Origin of the sequence: Brevibacillus sedimenti, from assembly GCF_020923495.1 — a bacterium.
Taxonomy (GTDB): domain Bacteria; phylum Bacillota; class Bacilli; order Brevibacillales; family Brevibacillaceae; genus Brevibacillus; species Brevibacillus aydinogluensis.
On sequence record NZ_CP064048.1, the window covers coordinates 3,523,296 to 3,539,548 of the forward strand.

Sequence of the window (16,253 nt, forward strand, 5' to 3'; positions counted from 1 at the left end):
TTGCGCAAGCTCGCCTGTGAAGCCAACCAGCCTCCTGATTTCCCGAAGGTTCCGTGTTCCGAGGCACAGGAGACTGGGGCAACCGTTGGCTTTGCGTTAGTTCAAATACTCAAGTCCGATTTTCTTCAAGCGCTCCCGATGACCGTTGATAATATCGCTCAGCACCATGTTCACCTGATCCACTACCGGCGTGTCGATCATGCGCATTCCTGGCGCAATCTCGGCATCTCCCACCAAGTCCTTGTGCTCCATGCAAGCTTCCTGATACAGCCCGACGAACTGATTGAGAAAGCTTTCAAACGCTTTTTGCATCCGCACCGAACATTCGGTAGCCAGGCGCGACAGCCGTTCTTTTTCTTCCGGACGCTGCTGGATCGCATCCGCCAGTTTTTTCTCGGCAAATCCCACATGGCGCGTCTCATCCTTGAACGCTCCGATAATAATCTCGGTCAATCCGGGATCAAACGGCTTCCAGAACCGGGCTTCGTAGCCGTACAGCGGGAACGCCATGCCTTCCAGGATGATATTGAGGGTGACCAATCCGCCCAGCAAATCTTTGTTGTCCACCTGCTGGAGCATGATCTGTTGGAAGGCGCGGTATTCCGGACTGGCCACTTCCTCGACCAACTGGCCGATCGCCTCATCGGACAGCCCCATCTCGCGCATCCGTTCCACGAACACCTCGTAATGACGTGCTTCGTCAAACGTCTGCGTCGCCAGAAAAACGCGGCTCCAATCGTCGTCGGCGATGCTGGTCAGACCGGAAGCGGTGGTCACGGCAATCTTTTCGGCGGAAGCGAAAATTGCCAAATCGTACAAGCATACCTGGCGCAGCTTGCCTTCCTCCTGCAGAATCTCGGGCACGTCGTACTGCGGAGAGCGGCCGTAAATCATGCCCTTCAGATAGCCGTGGGGTACGATCTCCAGCCATTTTTCAGCGGTAAAGTTGCGGACAGAGACTCTTTTCTTGCTGGAAGTTGTCGTCATGTTCTTTTCCTCCTTTTATATCTAGAAAATTATGAAACAACTTGTTTGTTGGCCGCCGCTTTGACCCGCGCGATGTACTTGTCATCGATTTCCTTCTCGAAGCTGTGCAGGCTGGCCAGTGTGAAACCGTGTTTTTCGGCGAGCCCCTGGATGTAGTACATGTCGTCCATCGTGATGCGTCCGCCGATGCCCATATTGCGGTTGCTATTTTCCAAGGTTAAGAGAATCGTTTCCGAAAGGCAGGCCAAATTGACCCCCGGCTTGTAACCCAGGTTTTGACCAAATGCGAGGTTTTCCGGAAATTTGACCAAACCGCCTTCGATCACCAATACATCCGGCCGTTTTTCCTGCACGATTTTGCCTACGTTGGCAGGACGGGAGACATCGCAGATGACTGCCCCAGATTTGATCAAATCCGGCTGCAGGAGTTCTCCGATGCTGCTGGTAGCGACCAGGATGACATCAAGCTCAGGCAGGAAGTAATCGATATCGACGCCGTAATCGATCGGAGGCTTGTGTCCGGCTTGTCGGAACAACAGCTCGATGTCGTCAATGATGTTTTCACTCATCTGCTCTTCGAGATTGTCTGTCTCCGCCGATTCGGCCGTCTGGAACAGTTCATACAGCCGCTCGCGTGTCTGATACAGACCGTCGCTGAATACGAGCTCGTTTTCCAGCAGCGATAACAGCTGCTTTCGGATCCCCGATCGTTCCTTGTGGTAAAAGATGGCATGCAGGTAGATTTCATTGGCCAACTCTCGCAAACGCTCCATATTTACTCTTTCATTACTTTTTCTGCCTATTAATAAGATATTTTCCATCTTTTGAGACAAAAGAATGGCACACAGCCGCCCGATCGATCCATTTGCGCCGATCACGGCTCCTCTGCACGTTTCGAGAGAGATGTCCATCTTGGCTGCGCCTGTCAGCAGCGCGTTGACGGATGTAATGACGGTAAACGTGTTGCCCGTCGTTACGATCTCATGATCCAGTATCATATCGCGCACATCGATTCCGCCGCGTGTGACGATGGAGGTGTACGCACCCAATCCGAACACGGTGGCTCCCATTTCTCGCCCTTTGCGGATCGCAGCGCGAATGGCGGAAACGACTTCCTTTCTGGGACGCTCCAACACTTTTGGTCCCCCGAAGGGAATGGCGATGATGCTGCCGGCAGCGACATCTCCGTGTTTCGAGGAGATTTTGGAAAGTGTGCAAACTACTCCCGGCTCTCCGTAGTCAGCCTGCCATTCCAGTATCTCGGACAGCTCTGTATCAATGAATTGTTCAAATGACGGTGTGTTTATGACCAAGTCTCTCGTTTGCGGGTAGTGGGCAATAAAAGCGAAGCTGCGATGAGGTTCTCGAGTGGTCGAAGAAACAATAATTTCTCTTCTTTTTGAACGATAGTCAGTAATTGTTTCGGGGATGGTATTGTCGTGAATGGTATAACGGTACAAATGATAGAAATCGCGATAGTAGAGAATCTCGCACGTACGGTCGATGGCGTGCAGCAGTTTGTCGATCTCTTCCCTGGAAATCGTGAGCGGCGGTTCAATCCGCACAGCCATCTCCTGGTTGAGATACGGCATGATCCTCAGTTTGTAGACATTGAGCAAAAAGCCGCTGATCAGGTATCCGAGACCGCCTTGCGAACAGAGAATCGCAAATTCATACGAATCTCCTGCATCGATCTCTTCAAACTCGATGGCTTGCAAATAGGCTTCACCGCGTACTTCCTTGATGACACCGGGCCACTTTTGCTGAATCTGCAGCAAGCGTTCGCGCATGTACGCGCCGTTTTGCTTCACCTGTTGGAACAGATGCTGGTTTTGCTCCAAATACTTGAGATAAGCCAGGCTGATTGAGCAGGTAAAATTGTTGTTGGCAAACGTGGCGCTGTGGTTTTTCCCGAAATCGTCCTCCTCCCAGAGAGCAGACGTGCTCATACATACACCGATCGGGACAATTCCTCCGCCCAATGCTTTGGACAGCAGCAGGATATCCGGCTCCAGGCCCTGCTCCACACACACGGCCCAATTGCCCATCCGGCCCAGACCTGTCTGAATTTCATCGAGGATAAACAGGACACCGTACCGGCGGCACAGCTCCTGCGCCTTGTGCAGATACGTGGGCGACGGTACGTTGACCCCGCCTTCTCCCTGCACAGGTTCGACCAGGAAACCGGCGATTTGATCTCCCTGCTCCTGCAACACCTTTTCCAAAGCAGCCTCGTCGTTGTAGGGGATCTTGATGTAGTCAGAGGTATCGATGAAAAACGGCTTTTGATAGACTTCCTGCCCGGTCGCCGCCAACGCTCCCGCTGTTTTACCGTGAAAGCTTTTCCATGTGCTGACGATCTTGCGTTTTCGGGTAGCGGCTCTGGCGAGCTTGATCGCGGCTTCCACTGCTTCCGCCCCGCTTTGGCCAAACGTGCAGACCGAGAGATTTTTTGGCATTTTGTCTAACAGGAACTGGGCCAGCTCTACCGCCTTAATCGGTGTGGATGGCTGACACAGGCTCGGAAGCATGTTCGCCCTGATTTGATCCAGGGCCGCCCAGATCGCCTCGTGGTTGTACCCCAAGGGGATGGCGCCGTACTGGGCGATGAAATCGGTATACCGCGTTCCGTCTGCTTCGTACAGATAGTACCCTTCACCCCTGACAAATTTCTTATCCATCTTGAAAATGGTGAGCAAATCCGCGATAACGGGATTCAGACGCTTCATCGACTTCTCCTCCAAAGATTAATCTAAAATGAATTACTTGTTCTCTTTTCGCATGAACAGCGGGATCAGCAGATAGAGTCCATAGGCAAATGACATCCAGATCGTAAAGGCGAGCAGCTGTTCACTGGACAATCCCGAAAAAAACACGTCGCGGTTCCACAACACGAAGGCATCGATGATCAAGCCGACTGCACTGCCGATCAGCCCCAGCTTCACCACCGCATACGGACTGGGATCCAGCTTGCGAAAGATCACAAAGACGATGTACAAGACCACTGCTGTCGCGATCTCCAACAACAGGAACCTCATGAAAAAGTCTTGTTGATACGGGTCGACCAACACCATGCTGCCGAAAAACACGAAGAACAACGTCGCCCCCAGCCAGACCAGGATCGAGAACAGCAAGGTCAGGCCCAGTTTTTCTGAGAACATACCCTCATCTCCTTTTCTAAATTTGAGGAAATATATTGGAAAAAAGTCTTTGGAGGTAAGTGTGGAAGAACACACGATGAAGCCAGCCTCCAAGACTTGATGTGGCTGCTCAATCCGATTTGTTTTCCAACAGCTTCTGAAAGAATACGCCCAATTCGGCAAACACTTTATCCCGGTCAAATTCGGGAGAGACCAGGCATTGAACCGCCAGGCCGTCAATCAACGCATTGATGAGGACCGCCCAGGTCTCGGTGGAAACCCCCATCAGCCGTTTGTCCCGGCCAGTCTGAACAGCAGTCCCCTCCACGCTGGAATCGGCGTGGTTGTCTGCGATCAGCTCCAGGATCTTTTCCGAAAGCACTTTGTTTTCAAACGCGAGCAGATGGCCCAATTCCTGCCTGATTTCTTCGTTGTTGAAACTAAACACAACCAGCGACAAAAACAGCCGGTGGAAAAACGAGTCCGGTCGGCACCGTTCCTTGGCGGCATTCAAAGCCTCCGGGACGGCGAATTCGACGGATTGCGTATGAGACATCTCCTCCCAGGAACGAAGGCACACATCTTTTACCACGTCCAACATCAGTTGGTTTTTGGTGTGAAAATGGTAATAGACGGTCCCCTGCGATACATTTGCCTTGTCAGCCACCATTTTCAGCGTGAGCTTTTCCAAGCCGTTTTCCACGATGCACGCCTTGGCTGCTTCAATCAGTTCCTGTTTGGAAACGACGTTCGGTTTTGCCATTCATCTCAGTCCCTTGCGTGTATTCCAGTGTGTTTCCTTACTCCACCCCGAATGATTATGTATGGAAAACATATTATCGAGTTAGTCATTCAACCAACTAATTACACTATATACCATTTCCTGCAAAAAAAGAAGATGATTTTCCATCATGTTGTCATTAATTTTTTGTAAATCGTCCCAAAAGGTTTTACAGGCATCACGCTGCCCGTGCAGGAGGTTGGTCTGGACCAACATCCTGCACCAGCGCCGCTGCCTGACGATAAGTCAATCTGCCTGCTTCTGTTTGAAATAAAAATGCAGAAAATCAAAAGTACGCTCCAGCGCCTGTACAAATTCATCCCGATTTTGAAACGAGAAATGAACGGTTCTGATATCGACCGGTAATATGTCTCTGTGTTCTGATAGAAATTTTTGTAAGGACTTTTTCTCTGTCTCCTCGACCAGATACGTAACGATACTGGCTATCTGAGGAAAATGTGTAAATTCAATCTGCATCCGATTGCCTTGGTAGATCGCCTTGCCGCCAAACAGAATACGATCATCCATATGTATGCGTTGAAACGCGTATTCCGCCATGAATCGATCAGCCATCTCTGCATAGAGGGCGTTTCCGGACCGCGCTGCTTATCTTCCTTTTGTTTGCTTCCTTCACAAGCATGGCAAACGTGAATTCGCTCAAAAGAATTCCCTCCTAAAATTCCCGAGAATAGGGGCCAAAAGTGCCTGTGTAATTGGTTATCTGTATATTCAGCGATGCCAGTTTTTTACGAGTTCACGCACGAAGCTATGTTATCATATCAATAGACGCAATTTTTTGTATATTGTGCAACAAGGAGGTTTTCGCTAATGGGCATGATCATCGTGAGTATATTTTTTCTGGGCTGGCTCGTGATAACTGGCTATATTGCGATAAATCCTGTTGGTTATTGGGAACTATTCGGAAAATGGCAGGCGAACCGTTATCCTTCCAAACAATACTTTTTTATGCTGAGGGTCTTCGGAATTATTGGTTTTCTCCTGCCATTTCTGTACATTATTAGTCAAATTTTCGATTAACGAAGACGATGGCACAACAAAAGAAGACGCCAGAACATACCCATAGCAGGTGTGAATCTGACGCCTTCCGTATCCGGGTATCAGGCTTTGGGATAGTCAACTGCGAAACATTTCGGGATTTTTGACTCTAATGGATATGACCTCTCCGCAGTTCAAACAAAACGTATATACTTTGGGAGAGCCAAACGACATTTTTTTGTCAATGGGCTTTATCGGCATGAAATCATCGCCTTCCGCGAACTCCGAACCATTGCAATTCGGGCATTTTCTTTGCTCAGTCAAGACACATCAACTCCAATAAGAATTACAGGAGACGTGAACTACTCACTTTCCCAATCATCCGCCTTGGCAATCTTTCCCTGACAAAATAGTACCACGGTTTCGCCATACTCTGCCAGTGGGGCCAACTTGTCTTTTCCTTGTTTCGGATTCATCAGGACTATGGCTGGCTTTTTTCCCGTTGGGACCGGAATCGGCTCTTGCTAGCTGCTAATCTTCTAATCTCCCTATCAGATGTGCTCGTGTTATAATTTCCCTGGTAAAGTTATTCAGCTATGGCAAAGGGCTGCTTACTTATGAGGTGTTTCATATGAGTGAGGAACTGAAAAACTTCTTGCACGATCTTATTCGGATCATCCAGGACAGATACAATGATTCTATGGAAAGAGTGCCAGGTGAGAGCAGCGAAGATCGGGCCTTTCGGTTGGGCCAGAACTTTGCATATTACAGCGATCTTGATCTCATTGAGTCTCAATTAAAGTCTTGGGGATACGATATTGCTGACCTGGGCCAAATCACACTACAGTTAGGGAATAAAATTGTACGATAGCAGGACAGTTTTCTTTACTCCCGAAAATTTCGTGTAGCGTTACAAATGACTTATCGACATTAACGCAAATACTTATGTCTTATGTCGGTTTCCCCTAAATCTCTTTACACATTTTGTTAATGAAACAGAAACTCAATCCACGTAAGTACGTAAATACCAGTAAGTCTATAAACCTTGGAGGATTGACCTTGATGGAAAATGAATTTTTTGTCGGGTGGGGAACTCTGTCACTCATCAATGCTGGACTGGCTCAAGCAAAAAACCGCAGTGGTCTGAACTGGTTCTTCCTTTCATTATTTCTTGGGCCAATTGCGACACTCATTATTGTTGTTTCAGATAAGCTGCCTGACAATCAACATTGATCAAAACAAGCGTTGAAGTAAATGGTCGTGGTACTATCTGAGACAAAATTCTTGATATGGAGGTCTCCTAATGTCAAACCCAATCCAGGGCACTGTCATAAAACGTCATGTGACCAGTTATCCCACCCCCATTGTTTGTAACGCAGGAGATATACTTCAAATCATCAAAGAAGATGAACAATGGACCGGATGGGTCTGGTGCAGGAATGAAAGCGGACTGGAAGGATGGGTGCCCAAACGTTATTTGCAGGTAAATGGGAACCTTGGAACCGTACAACACGAATACAACTCGTATGAACTTACTGTGCACATTGGGGAAGACGTAACGATCACGTGTGAAGAGAGCGGATGGTTTCTCTGTATCAATGCAGATAACCAGGTTGGTTGGGTGCCTTGTGAATGTATTCAGATCAATGCCGGCACGCACTGAGCATGGTGGTATTCGCGGTAGTGCTCTGGCCGGATGGATTGCTGGATGCATTGCTAGCAACCACTGCGGGATCATGGTTCGTTGTGATATCGACACTGCACCCCAATGCAAGCTCTATTCCCGTGCTTGCCCCCGCTTCACCGGTGAAAAAATTGCCCCGTTTTCCGGGGCAACGTGTACTACTCTTCAGGTAATTTCAATACCTCAGTTTCAAATTGCTGGTAAGCACTCTGGATGCCAATGATCACATCCTTTATTTTGAAGTACCCTTGAGAATAGGCAACCGTATCCCTGATTTCTTCCCACATATAGTGGTATTGTTTCATGTCCTTGGTCTCACAGATTACAAAATCCGTATATCTGCCGCCTAATGCATCCGCATCAAAGAATTTTACTTTCACATGGTCTTGATACTTACCAATAATGTGGTACAGATCTTTTGCCAATTCTCTTCTTTTTTCACGCGGCAAGGCCAACCAGGATGGATAAAATTCAAGCAGTACAACAATTCCGTAGTTGAAGTCGCTCATATAATCCCCCAGAGAAAATTTGTCATTTGATAAGAGTTCGACCAGGCGTGTATATTTGCCTGCGCATGTATACAAAAAATGTTTGTGATGGTGAGTGTGTGCCTATCGCCTAGTCGCGATACATTAAATAAGCTAGGTGTTATATTCGTATGCGTAAATTATTGGAGTTGTCCATTATTATTGGGTTAGGATTTTTTACTGGTCTCTTGTTTGGCGGAGGAAGCAACATTTTGTTTGCGTTTTAGCAATCCCCCCTGCGTTAATCCTGTCCTTTCACGTAATCACTTACTTTACATAGCCATACCATGTGGTGACGATCTTTTCCCCAGTAATCTCTTGCGATGAAATAAGGCTCGCCAAATTTCCGTAACCATTTTGATTGAGCCTGCTTGTAGCCGCTATCCAAACAAAACTGTTTAACTCCTGATTCATAAAGAACCTTCATTATCGAATGGATCAGAGCTGACCCTACGCCCTTGCCTTGAAATTCGGGCAAGACGTAAAGGCTGCCCAACTCTCCAATTGCCTCAAGCTGATTATTTGTAAATTTCTTAATATCACTGCTGCAAGGGCCGAAAGAAACCGTTCCGATAAGATTGTCATTCATTTTGGCAACAAGAAAGAAAGTTCCCGATTTGGCATTTACCAGTGAAGATGTGAGCAGATTCTTTTTAGACTCAATCTCATATTCAATATCACTGGTTAAATGTCCAAGGCCGTCTTTCTCAAAGGCATCCGTAATCGATGCTTCAAATACAGCATAAGCTGATGTTATATCTTCCCTGGTCGGTTTGGTAATGAGTAAGTCATTCATCATCTATTTGTCCTTTCATGCGGGGAATCTTGAATCATTCGCCTTTCCTTTCGCCAATACCGAGGATCTGCATCCCCTTCTTTTTCCTTATATGTTGATGATGGTATTCAATCATACCAATGTCAAGCGTCCGTAGAGCGGCCGAATCGATGGCCCCATAAAGTAAACCCGATCAAACTCGCAGGCGCAGACCGCGGGAATTTTTTCGAGGGGGGAAATGAATTGGATAAGGTCAACCGATTTTACGTACTCGCTGGTGCCTTGTTAATTCTCATCGTCGGCTTTTCTATTCTTTTCAACTATTCCCATACCTGGTCTTACCTTTTTCAAGGCTCCAGCCAGCATTGGGAGGCGCAATTTGTTGTGAGACCTTCTGAAGATGGGAACGAAGTGATCTACGAAGGAACAATCAAGCCGCTAACCTCCATGAATGTCACCCAACTTACCTATAAGACAGACGTGGTAACAAGCCAACCTGGGGGTACGCTGGTTTCCCCACTTATCGAGGAAGGTAAACCGCTTCAATTATTTGTCACAAGTCCGGGGCGTGACTCCATACAGTTTCGAGCGGGGATGAATGCAGAAGAGATAGCCAGCATATTTTTCCGGGACTTGGTCTATGAAATCACCTGGAATGATGAAACGGGGCAGCATACCGAAAAAATCGTCTTGAAGTTGGTGCCGCCTTCGTGATCCGGTTCCAACCGTAATTTTTCTCGTTTTATTTAACGGCAAGCCAGATTTCGTTCCGGGAATGAAGACTATGGAGATCTGGACTAATATAGGCCTCTATCGTCGGCAGTTCAGCGGGCACATACCCGTTAGAAGGGAGCCATTCCGAATAAATTCGTTTGTAGGCATTCACTAATGCGGTTGGGATAGGCCCCTCTATCTCAAACACAATCCATTTCGCTGCAGGGAAATCAAAGCTCAGAAATTCAGCCGGCACATCCCCCGCATGTTCTGCGGCGATCCAGTAATCAACCGTGTTTTTCTTGGCGTTATAATTGTCGTTCATTCCGATCAACCCTTTGATCTCGCCATTAAGCAGTTGAATTAACTTGTCGACCGTTCCGTTTGCATTCATTTCACCCCAAAATTCCGAAATCCCCGGCCCTTCCGCATTCGCTCCACAAGGGCATTCGCGTTTTACACCTACAACTTGAAAAGCCTCTCTGTTAACGATACGGTACTTCATCGGTTCTGCTCCTTTCAACGTCACCTGTATCGACAGGCGGTTGTACGATTGAATGTTTCCGATTCCTTTTCTGGCTTCACTTGGAGTAACACCATGCTGTTTCCGGAAGGCTTTGGTGAAAGCCTCGGGAGTTTCATAGCCGTATTTGCAGGCAAGGTCGATGATTTTGATCCCTGTGCTGATTAACTCTTGCGCCGCCAGCGTTAACCGCCGTCGTCGAATATAATCACCGACTGTAATGTCAGTCAGGATCAAAAACGTACGTTGAAAATGAAAAGCAGAAAGATTCGCTTGTCTGGAAATCTCCTCGATCGTCAGCGGCTTAAGCAAATGTTCTTCCATATAATCAATCGCTTTCTGCAATGACTCGACCAGTGCCATCCAGCTCAACTCCCTGAGATAAAGTGTACTGATTACGGGAAAGCAAATCCTGTCTTTATATGCTCTGTGTGGACAGTCATGTAAGACGTCAACACATTTGAAACTTGATTATGGAATTCATTTTTCAAAATTCGACAAACAACAGCACCCCCCGTTGGATTTCCCGGGGGAATATATGAATGTATATCGTCAACTGTTGAATCTTAAAGTGACGCAGAACATGACTTCTGCGTCACTTTAGCTATGATCGGAAAAACACCACGCTTTTCCTCCAGAATACTCCCCTATTGAATAATGAGGACCCGCTTCGTCCATATTGCAACTATGCTCAGACACCATCCTTCTCCATTTTTTCTTCACAATCGCATGTTAATCTTCCCCTAGAAAAAGAAAAGGAGGATTATCCATGACCAATAACATACCCAAAGAGAAGCGAATTGCGCTTCCGGTTATTTTATCCGGCGCATTGGTGCTGTCTGCTTGTTCCAATAATACCCTCAATCATACGGAAGGCCATGACATGTCCACAACGGGCTCTCATGAACAACAGAAGCATATGTCAGCCTCAGCAGATCCCAAATTTGAAGTTCTGACTGGAAATACATTTACGCTGACAGCAAAAGAAAGCATGCTCATGCTAGACAACAATACCATGAAAACGGCGTGGACTTTTAATGGAACAGTGCCTGGACCACAGCTGCGGGTGAAACAAGGGGAAACGATTCAGGTCAAATTGAATAACGAACTGCCAGAACCCGTAACGATCCACTGGCACGGCCTACCTGTTCCGAACCATATGGATGGGATTCCTGGTGTAACACAAAATGCTGTAAAACCTGGCGAGAGCTTTACGTATCAGTTTACAGTGGATGTCCCCGGCACTTACTGGTATCACTCCCATCAGGATAGTGTCAACCAGGTTGATAAAGGATTGTACGGGTCCATTGTAGTCGAACCAAAAGAATCCCGACCGGTTGACCATGATTACACGATTGTCCTCGATGAATGGATGGAAGATGACAGCATGGCTGAGATGCACAACTCCACCCACTCGAATGCGGACATGAGCAAGATGAACCACGGACACATGAACCATGGAACTGACACGAACAACACCATGATGGACATGAGTAAGATGAGCGATGCTGAGATGATGCCGCTGATGTACACGATCTTTTCGGCGAACGGTAGGACTGGCGCTGCTATCAAACCCGTGTCCGTAAAAGAGGGTGACAAAGTGAGAATCCGCCTGATCAACGCAGGGTACCTCTCCCACAAATTGCACTTGCCTGGTCATCAGTTTAGGATCGTCTCAACAGATGGCCAACCGATACACAACCCGCCTGTTATAAACGAACAGCTGCTGAACATCGCACCCGGGGAGCGATACGATATCGAGTTTGTCGCCAATCATCCTGGCAAATGGCTGTTGGACGAACACAGTACATTTCCGGGGGCAAAATCACTGGCAATTCCAATCGTCTATGAAGGATTTGAGCACGCTTCTCCGCAATCGGATCATGCAGGAGAGATGCCGCTTGTAGATATCACAAAATACGGGGAAGCCGCCAAAAGCATCTTCTCACTGGATGACAAATATGATTGGCAGTACACGCTGGAATTGGGAACAGATATGAAAAACGGAACCTTCACCATTAATGGTAAAGCGTTCCCAGACACTCCCCCGCTTGATGTTAAGGAAGGAGATCTGGTGAAAGTCAAATTGGTAAACAAATCTCCGGAAGACATTCACCCGATGCATCTGCATGGTCACTTCTTCCAGGTATTGAGTAAAAATGGCAAACCTGTTTCGGGCTCTCCTTTGATAAAAGATACGCTTAACATTCTGCCTGGTGAGGAATACGTCGTTGCCTTCAAGGCTGATAATCCGGGGCACTGGATGTTCCACTGCCATGACCTCGGCCACGCTTCCAAGGGAATGGTAACCGAAGTGAAGTACGATGGTTTCAAACCTGATTTTACTGTCGATCCAACCGTAAACAACAAGCCAGAATAACAGAATGACCAGGATTAAACGGACATGCAAAAAGGGCAGGAACAAGCGTTTCCGCCCTTTTCCCGTACATCCATGTCAAGAGAAGCTTTCTGACGCAGGTAATGTTATCGTAACGGTCGTACCCTTTCCCACTTCACTCTCGATGGAGATTTCTCCTTGATGTGCCTCCACAATCCCTTTCACGATTGTCAATCCGAGTCCGGTACCCCCTTTCTCCCGATTGCGCGATCGATCTCCACGATAAAACCGTTCGAACACGTAAGGCAAATCCTCTGGTGAAATACCGGCACCGTTGTCGATGACTTTCACCTCAACCTTTCGTTCTTTTTTTACAACGGAAATGATGACTTCCCCGCTCTCCGGAGTATGTTTTAGTGCATTCGTAAGCAAGTTGGAAAAAACTTGCGCCAGTCTTTGTTTATCCCCCAGAATCCAGACATCGTTGTCCAGCCGAACTGTTAATCGTATTCCTTTTTGCTGAAAAGATGGATTCATCGAATCTGCAATGTTTTCCACGACCTGGTTCAGGTTGATAACATCAAGGGAGATGCTCAGCGCACCTGCTTCCGCCTGAATGACTTGGTCCAAATCGCTTACGATTCGGATCAGCCTCACCACTTCGGAACGGGCAGCCTCCAAATGTTCCGGAGTTGCTTTCCATATCCCGTCGATCATCCCTTCCGTCTGGGCAAGCAGCGTATTCAATGGAGTTCGCAGCTCATGTGCAATATCTGACGTAAGCCGTTTTCGCAATTCCTCCTGCTTTTGCAGATTGTGAACCAGATTGTTAAACGTTTGAACCAAATCATACAATTCGTCCTTTCCTTTGGGGAGGGGAACTCTTACAGACAAATCTCCTTTCGTTACAGCGAGAGCCGCACGACTCATATTGACAATTGGTCTGGACATCCATTTTGCGATGAAAATACTGATCGTACACACAATGACCAATAAAGCAAGCATCGTCCACTGCAGGGCATTTGTATGGGCTGTCTGAAAGTGTTCCTCCAAGGAAATGCTGTCCGTGTTGTCATGCTCGATACCTAGGTACCCAATCGGTGTACCACGCACCAGAACAGGGATCATGTCATCCTGAAGTTTGGTATGAGCAGTCGTTGTGTTCCCAAACGTTCGGATCAGCTGCTTTTCCTGGTCATATACCGTGATCTTCAACTTCAGCAGCTGTGACGCGGTATCTAATTTCAAAAACGTGCGTTCGTTCCACTCGTGTCCTTGTTGATATTCTTCCCTTAGCATGGCCAGAAGATCTGCTTGGTGTTTTCGATGAACATCGCTTATGTAATAGAAAAAATGAAGATCCATTTCTTTAATGGAAAGGATGGTTGAAATCAGAATGCCGCTAGCGCTAACAGCCATAAAGGCCAGCGCCAGCTTCATCCAAATGCTTTTCATAGGTTAGCCCCCACTCTGTGCGGGATTGTCGAGTCGATACCCTAATCCGTATACGGTTTTTATGTAGACTGGCTGTCTCGGGTCATTCTCAATCTTGTGACGCAAGTTCTTTATGTGTGTGTCAATGGTTCGGTCGCTTCCCGCGAAATCCAATCCCAACACTTCTTCCACCAATTCTTCCCGGGTCCAAGTGCGTCCTGGATATCGGAGCAGCGTGGTCAACAAGCGATACTCACTCGGTGTCAATTCAACCGGCTTTCCCTTCAACGTTACACGCTTTTCCCAAAGCGATACATGCAAGTCCCCCAATTCCACCTGATCGCGCAACACCTGGTAATCGCCCATCCGACGTAATATTGCCCGGACTCTGGCCACCAACTCACGTGGACTAAACGGCTTTACCAGATAATCATCGGCCCCTATCTCCAATCCCGCAATTCGGTCGGACTCACCGCTTTTGGCTGTCAGCATCAGGATCGGTACCCGGGACGTCTTGCGTATCTCCCGGCACACATCTTCTCCGCCTATATCCGGCAGCATCAGATCAAGGACAATCAAATCGGCTGCATCGGCAAGTTCCAAGGCATCCCTGCCATTTTCCGCCGTCATGACGTGATAGCCTTCCTTGGTCAGATACGATGACAAGATCTCCAGAATTTGCGGTTCGTCATCCACGATAAGAATCGTTGACACGTGTATCACCTCCTAACAGTCGGAAGAACGGACGTCAAATCGTTGGGGAATCTGCATTCGTATGCCAGACCACAGTTTCCCCTGACCCATCCGTTTTTGTTAAGCCTATCATAGAAGCAAACTGTGTAAAAATTATGGAGCCCCGTAAAAAAAAGAACAAGCAGGCTTCTATTGACCAGAGCCTGCTGAAGTACTTTCTGTTACCGTGGATTTTCGACCGCTGCGTGACCAAATCACGACCGGAATGAGAAGCAGCGAGAGGAATCCCCCGGCAAGTGAAAGTGTTGCATAACTGGAATGTGCTACAACCATACCTGAAAGTGCTCCACCCGAAGCCCCTGATAGTGCAATGAATACGTCAATGGCTCCTTGCGTTTTTGCACGCGTAGCCAGGTCCGTTGAATCTACGATGAGAGCTGTTCCGCTAATTAATCCAAAGTTCCAACCAAGCCCCAGCAAAGCCAGCGCGATGATTATTCCTGTCAAAGAGTCAGCTGGTGCTACTGCTGCGACAAGGCCAGCAGCAAGTAAAGTACCACCGGAAGCATACGTCATGACTGTGCGGCCAATCTTGTCAACAAGAATGCCTGTCACGAGAGATGGGAGGTACATCGAACCAATATGAATACCAATAACCAATCCGACATCCCCTAAATCATGACCATGGTGATCCATGTGAATGGGAGTCATTGTCATGATTGCGATCATTACGATTTGGGTTAAGATCATTACGGCAGCGCCGACGATGATTCCACGGTTGTTTCTTGACAGCGTATTTGTTTCCGCATCTAAGCCGCTGCTCTCCTCTTTCTTGGCCTCAGCAATAGCCTTCGCGACAACGAAAGGGTCAGGGCGAAGGAAACCCACAAAGGCAAGACCGGCCAAGATGTAGGCAGCCGCAGCCAGTAAAAACGGCCCAGCAAGGGCAGGAACACCGTGTGACGAAGCAAAACTGCCCATTACATCAGCCAAGTTTGGACCTGCGACAGCACCGAACGTAGTAGAAACCATTACAATGCTGACAGCTGTTGCCCGTTGGGTTGGCTTTGCCAGATCTGTTCCCGCATATCGTGCTTGCAAATTTGTGGCCGTACCGGCGCCGTAGATAAACAGCGAAGCGAACAGGAGGAATACACTATGGCTAACAGCCGCAAATACGACCCCAATTGCCCCAATACCGCCTGTGATAAATCCTGCTGCGAGCCCCAAGCGACGTCCGTAACGCTGGGAAAGACGCCCAACAAGCATTGCAGCCAACGCAGATCCAAGTGTAATCAACGCTACGGGAACACCAGCAAAACTTTCCGTGCCTAACATATCCTGAGCAAGAAGTGCTCCAACAGTGACACCTGCTGCCAGACCTGCACCACTAAAAATTTGTGCCACGAATACGATAAATAACGTTCGTTTGTATAGCCGATTCTGCATCTCTGGAGAATCTACGTAACTCCGTAAATGATTTTCTTTCATGCTTCCAGGTTCATGCTCCATCGCTCAGAACACCTTTCTTGTTAGGTTTGGTGTGTGAAGCTTAAAACATCACCATTTTTTCGGCCCATTCCACGAGGTCGACACAATCATTCATCGTGGAGATCGGGCAAGAAGTTTGGTCCTCTAATTGCCTTTATTTAAGGTACGTT

The 16,253-nt window shown here is 47.7% G+C and carries 17 protein-coding genes; 6 read left to right on the forward strand and 11 right to left on the reverse strand.

Annotation, left to right across the window (positions count from 1 at the left end; genetic code table 11):
* Nucleotides 1–96 precede the first annotated feature (96 nt).
* The 5 genes from IRT44_RS17185 to IRT44_RS17205 all read right to left on the reverse strand — a co-directional run bounded on the left by IRT44_RS17185 (nucleotide 97) and on the right by IRT44_RS17205 (nucleotide 5,466).
* Nucleotides 97–987 (reverse strand): ferritin family protein, encoded by an 891-nt coding sequence (locus IRT44_RS17185; protein ID WP_171564527.1) that lies wholly within the window; start codon nucleotides 985–987, stop codon nucleotides 97–99.
* 29 nt (nucleotides 988–1,016) lie between these two features.
* Entirely contained in the window at nucleotides 1,017–3,716 is a 2,700-nt protein-coding gene (locus IRT44_RS17190; RefSeq protein WP_230077073.1) for an aminotransferase class III-fold pyridoxal phosphate-dependent enzyme, read from the reverse strand.
* Nucleotides 3,717–3,749: 33 nt separating this feature from the next.
* Nucleotides 3,750–4,148 (reverse strand): hypothetical protein, encoded by a 399-nt coding sequence (locus IRT44_RS17195; RefSeq protein ID WP_171564524.1) that lies wholly within the window; start codon nucleotides 4,146–4,148, stop codon nucleotides 3,750–3,752.
* Between the two features lie 109 nt (nucleotides 4,149–4,257).
* Nucleotides 4,258–4,890 carry a TetR/AcrR family transcriptional regulator gene (locus tag IRT44_RS17200; protein WP_230077074.1) on the reverse strand — a complete coding sequence of 211 codons (633 nt, stop codon included), beginning with the start codon at nucleotides 4,888–4,890 and terminating at the stop codon, nucleotides 4,258–4,260.
* A gap of 264 nt (nucleotides 4,891–5,154) precedes the next feature.
* On the reverse strand, nucleotides 5,155–5,466 hold the full coding sequence (locus tag IRT44_RS17205) for a hypothetical protein (RefSeq protein ID WP_230077075.1): 312 nt from the start codon (nucleotides 5,464–5,466) through the stop codon (nucleotides 5,155–5,157).
* A 270-nt stretch (nucleotides 5,467–5,736) separates the two neighbouring features.
* Between IRT44_RS17205 and IRT44_RS17210 the strand changes: the two genes are divergently transcribed.
* The 4 genes from IRT44_RS17210 (at nucleotide 5,737) to IRT44_RS17225 (ending at nucleotide 7,567) form a co-directional block, all read left to right on the forward strand.
* On the forward strand, nucleotides 5,737–5,946 hold the full coding sequence (locus IRT44_RS17210) for a hypothetical protein (protein WP_212133311.1): 210 nt from the start codon (nucleotides 5,737–5,739) through the stop codon (nucleotides 5,944–5,946).
* 589 nt (nucleotides 5,947–6,535) lie between these two features.
* The gene (locus IRT44_RS17215; protein ID WP_230077076.1) at nucleotides 6,536–6,775 is read left to right on the forward strand and encodes a hypothetical protein; all 240 of its coding nucleotides are present in this window, start codon (nucleotides 6,536–6,538) and stop codon (nucleotides 6,773–6,775) included.
* A 188-nt stretch (nucleotides 6,776–6,963) separates the two neighbouring features.
* Nucleotides 6,964–7,137: a hypothetical protein gene (locus IRT44_RS17220; protein ID WP_230077906.1), complete on the forward strand. Its 174-nt coding sequence runs from the start codon at nucleotides 6,964–6,966 to the stop codon at nucleotides 7,135–7,137.
* A 70-nt stretch (nucleotides 7,138–7,207) separates the two neighbouring features.
* A complete protein-coding gene (locus IRT44_RS17225; protein WP_171564519.1) occupies nucleotides 7,208–7,567 on the forward strand; it encodes an SH3 domain-containing protein in 360 nt (119 codons plus the stop codon).
* Nucleotides 7,568–7,746: 179 nt separating this feature from the next.
* Here IRT44_RS17225 and IRT44_RS17230 read toward each other — a convergent pair whose 3' ends face one another.
* On the reverse strand, nucleotides 7,747–8,097 hold the full coding sequence (locus IRT44_RS17230; RefSeq protein WP_171564518.1) for a darcynin family protein: 351 nt from the start codon (nucleotides 8,095–8,097) through the stop codon (nucleotides 7,747–7,749).
* A gap of 259 nt (nucleotides 8,098–8,356) precedes the next feature.
* Entirely contained in the window at nucleotides 8,357–8,914 is a 558-nt protein-coding gene (locus IRT44_RS17235; RefSeq protein ID WP_171567011.1) for a GNAT family N-acetyltransferase, read from the reverse strand.
* Between the two features lie 219 nt (nucleotides 8,915–9,133).
* Between IRT44_RS17235 and IRT44_RS17240 the strand changes: the two genes are divergently transcribed.
* Complete coding sequence (locus IRT44_RS17240; RefSeq protein ID WP_171567009.1) at nucleotides 9,134–9,604, forward strand: hypothetical protein; 471 nt, start codon at nucleotides 9,134–9,136, stop codon at nucleotides 9,602–9,604.
* A 28-nt stretch (nucleotides 9,605–9,632) separates the two neighbouring features.
* On the opposite strand, the gene IRT44_RS17245 is transcribed toward IRT44_RS17240, so the two are convergent.
* Nucleotides 9,633–10,490: an AraC family transcriptional regulator gene (locus IRT44_RS17245; protein ID WP_171567007.1), complete on the reverse strand. Its 858-nt coding sequence runs from the start codon at nucleotides 10,488–10,490 to the stop codon at nucleotides 9,633–9,635.
* 406 nt (nucleotides 10,491–10,896) lie between these two features.
* Between IRT44_RS17245 and IRT44_RS17250 the strand changes: the two genes are divergently transcribed.
* The gene (locus IRT44_RS17250) at nucleotides 10,897–12,507 is read left to right on the forward strand and encodes a multicopper oxidase family protein (RefSeq protein ID WP_171567005.1); all 1,611 of its coding nucleotides are present in this window, start codon (nucleotides 10,897–10,899) and stop codon (nucleotides 12,505–12,507) included.
* Nucleotides 12,508–12,582: 75 nt separating this feature from the next.
* Here IRT44_RS17250 and IRT44_RS17255 read toward each other — a convergent pair whose 3' ends face one another.
* The 3 genes from IRT44_RS17255 to IRT44_RS17265 all read right to left on the reverse strand — a co-directional run bounded on the left by IRT44_RS17255 (nucleotide 12,583) and on the right by IRT44_RS17265 (nucleotide 16,104).
* Nucleotides 12,583–13,920: a HAMP domain-containing sensor histidine kinase gene (locus IRT44_RS17255; RefSeq protein WP_171567004.1), complete on the reverse strand. Its 1,338-nt coding sequence runs from the start codon at nucleotides 13,918–13,920 to the stop codon at nucleotides 12,583–12,585.
* A 3-nt stretch (nucleotides 13,921–13,923) separates the two neighbouring features.
* Entirely contained in the window at nucleotides 13,924–14,613 is a 690-nt protein-coding gene (locus IRT44_RS17260; protein WP_171567002.1) for a response regulator transcription factor, read from the reverse strand.
* Nucleotides 14,614–14,781: 168 nt separating this feature from the next.
* Nucleotides 14,782–16,104 (reverse strand): MFS transporter, encoded by a 1,323-nt coding sequence (locus IRT44_RS17265; protein ID WP_230077077.1) that lies wholly within the window; start codon nucleotides 16,102–16,104, stop codon nucleotides 14,782–14,784.
* Nucleotides 16,105–16,253: the final 149 nt, after the last annotated feature.

Bases quoted from the DNA above. Each gene is read 5' to 3' on its own strand.
- IRT44_RS17185 (WP_171564527.1), bottom strand. From the start codon at position 987: ATGACGACAACTTCCAGCAAGAAAAGAGTCTCTGTCCGCAACTTTACC.
- IRT44_RS17190 (WP_230077073.1), bottom strand. From the start codon at position 3,716: ATGAAGCGTCTGAATCCCGTTATCGCGGATTTGCTCACCATTTTCAAG.
- IRT44_RS17195 (WP_171564524.1), bottom strand. From the start codon at position 4,148: ATGTTCTCAGAAAAACTGGGCCTGACCTTGCTGTTCTCGATCCTGGTC.
- IRT44_RS17200 (WP_230077074.1), bottom strand. From the start codon at position 4,890: ATGGCAAAACCGAACGTCGTTTCCAAACAGGAACTGATTGAAGCAGCC.
- IRT44_RS17205 (WP_230077075.1), bottom strand. From the start codon at position 5,466: ATGGCGGAATACGCGTTTCAACGCATACATATGGATGATCGTATTCTG.
- IRT44_RS17210 (WP_212133311.1), top strand. From the start codon at position 5,737: ATGGGCATGATCATCGTGAGTATATTTTTTCTGGGCTGGCTCGTGATA.
- IRT44_RS17215 (WP_230077076.1), top strand. From the start codon at position 6,536: ATGAGTGAGGAACTGAAAAACTTCTTGCACGATCTTATTCGGATCATC.
- IRT44_RS17225 (WP_171564519.1), top strand. From the start codon at position 7,208: ATGTCAAACCCAATCCAGGGCACTGTCATAAAACGTCATGTGACCAGT.
- IRT44_RS17230 (WP_171564518.1), bottom strand. From the start codon at position 8,097: ATGAGCGACTTCAACTACGGAATTGTTGTACTGCTTGAATTTTATCCA.
- IRT44_RS17235 (WP_171567011.1), bottom strand. From the start codon at position 8,914: ATGATGAATGACTTACTCATTACCAAACCGACCAGGGAAGATATAACA.
- IRT44_RS17245 (WP_171567007.1), bottom strand. From the start codon at position 10,490: ATGGCACTGGTCGAGTCATTGCAGAAAGCGATTGATTATATGGAAGAA.
- IRT44_RS17250 (WP_171567005.1), top strand. From the start codon at position 10,897: ATGACCAATAACATACCCAAAGAGAAGCGAATTGCGCTTCCGGTTATT.
- IRT44_RS17255 (WP_171567004.1), bottom strand. From the start codon at position 13,920: ATGAAAAGCATTTGGATGAAGCTGGCGCTGGCCTTTATGGCTGTTAGC.
- IRT44_RS17265 (WP_230077077.1), bottom strand. From the start codon at position 16,104: ATGGAGCATGAACCTGGAAGCATGAAAGAAAATCATTTACGGAGTTAC.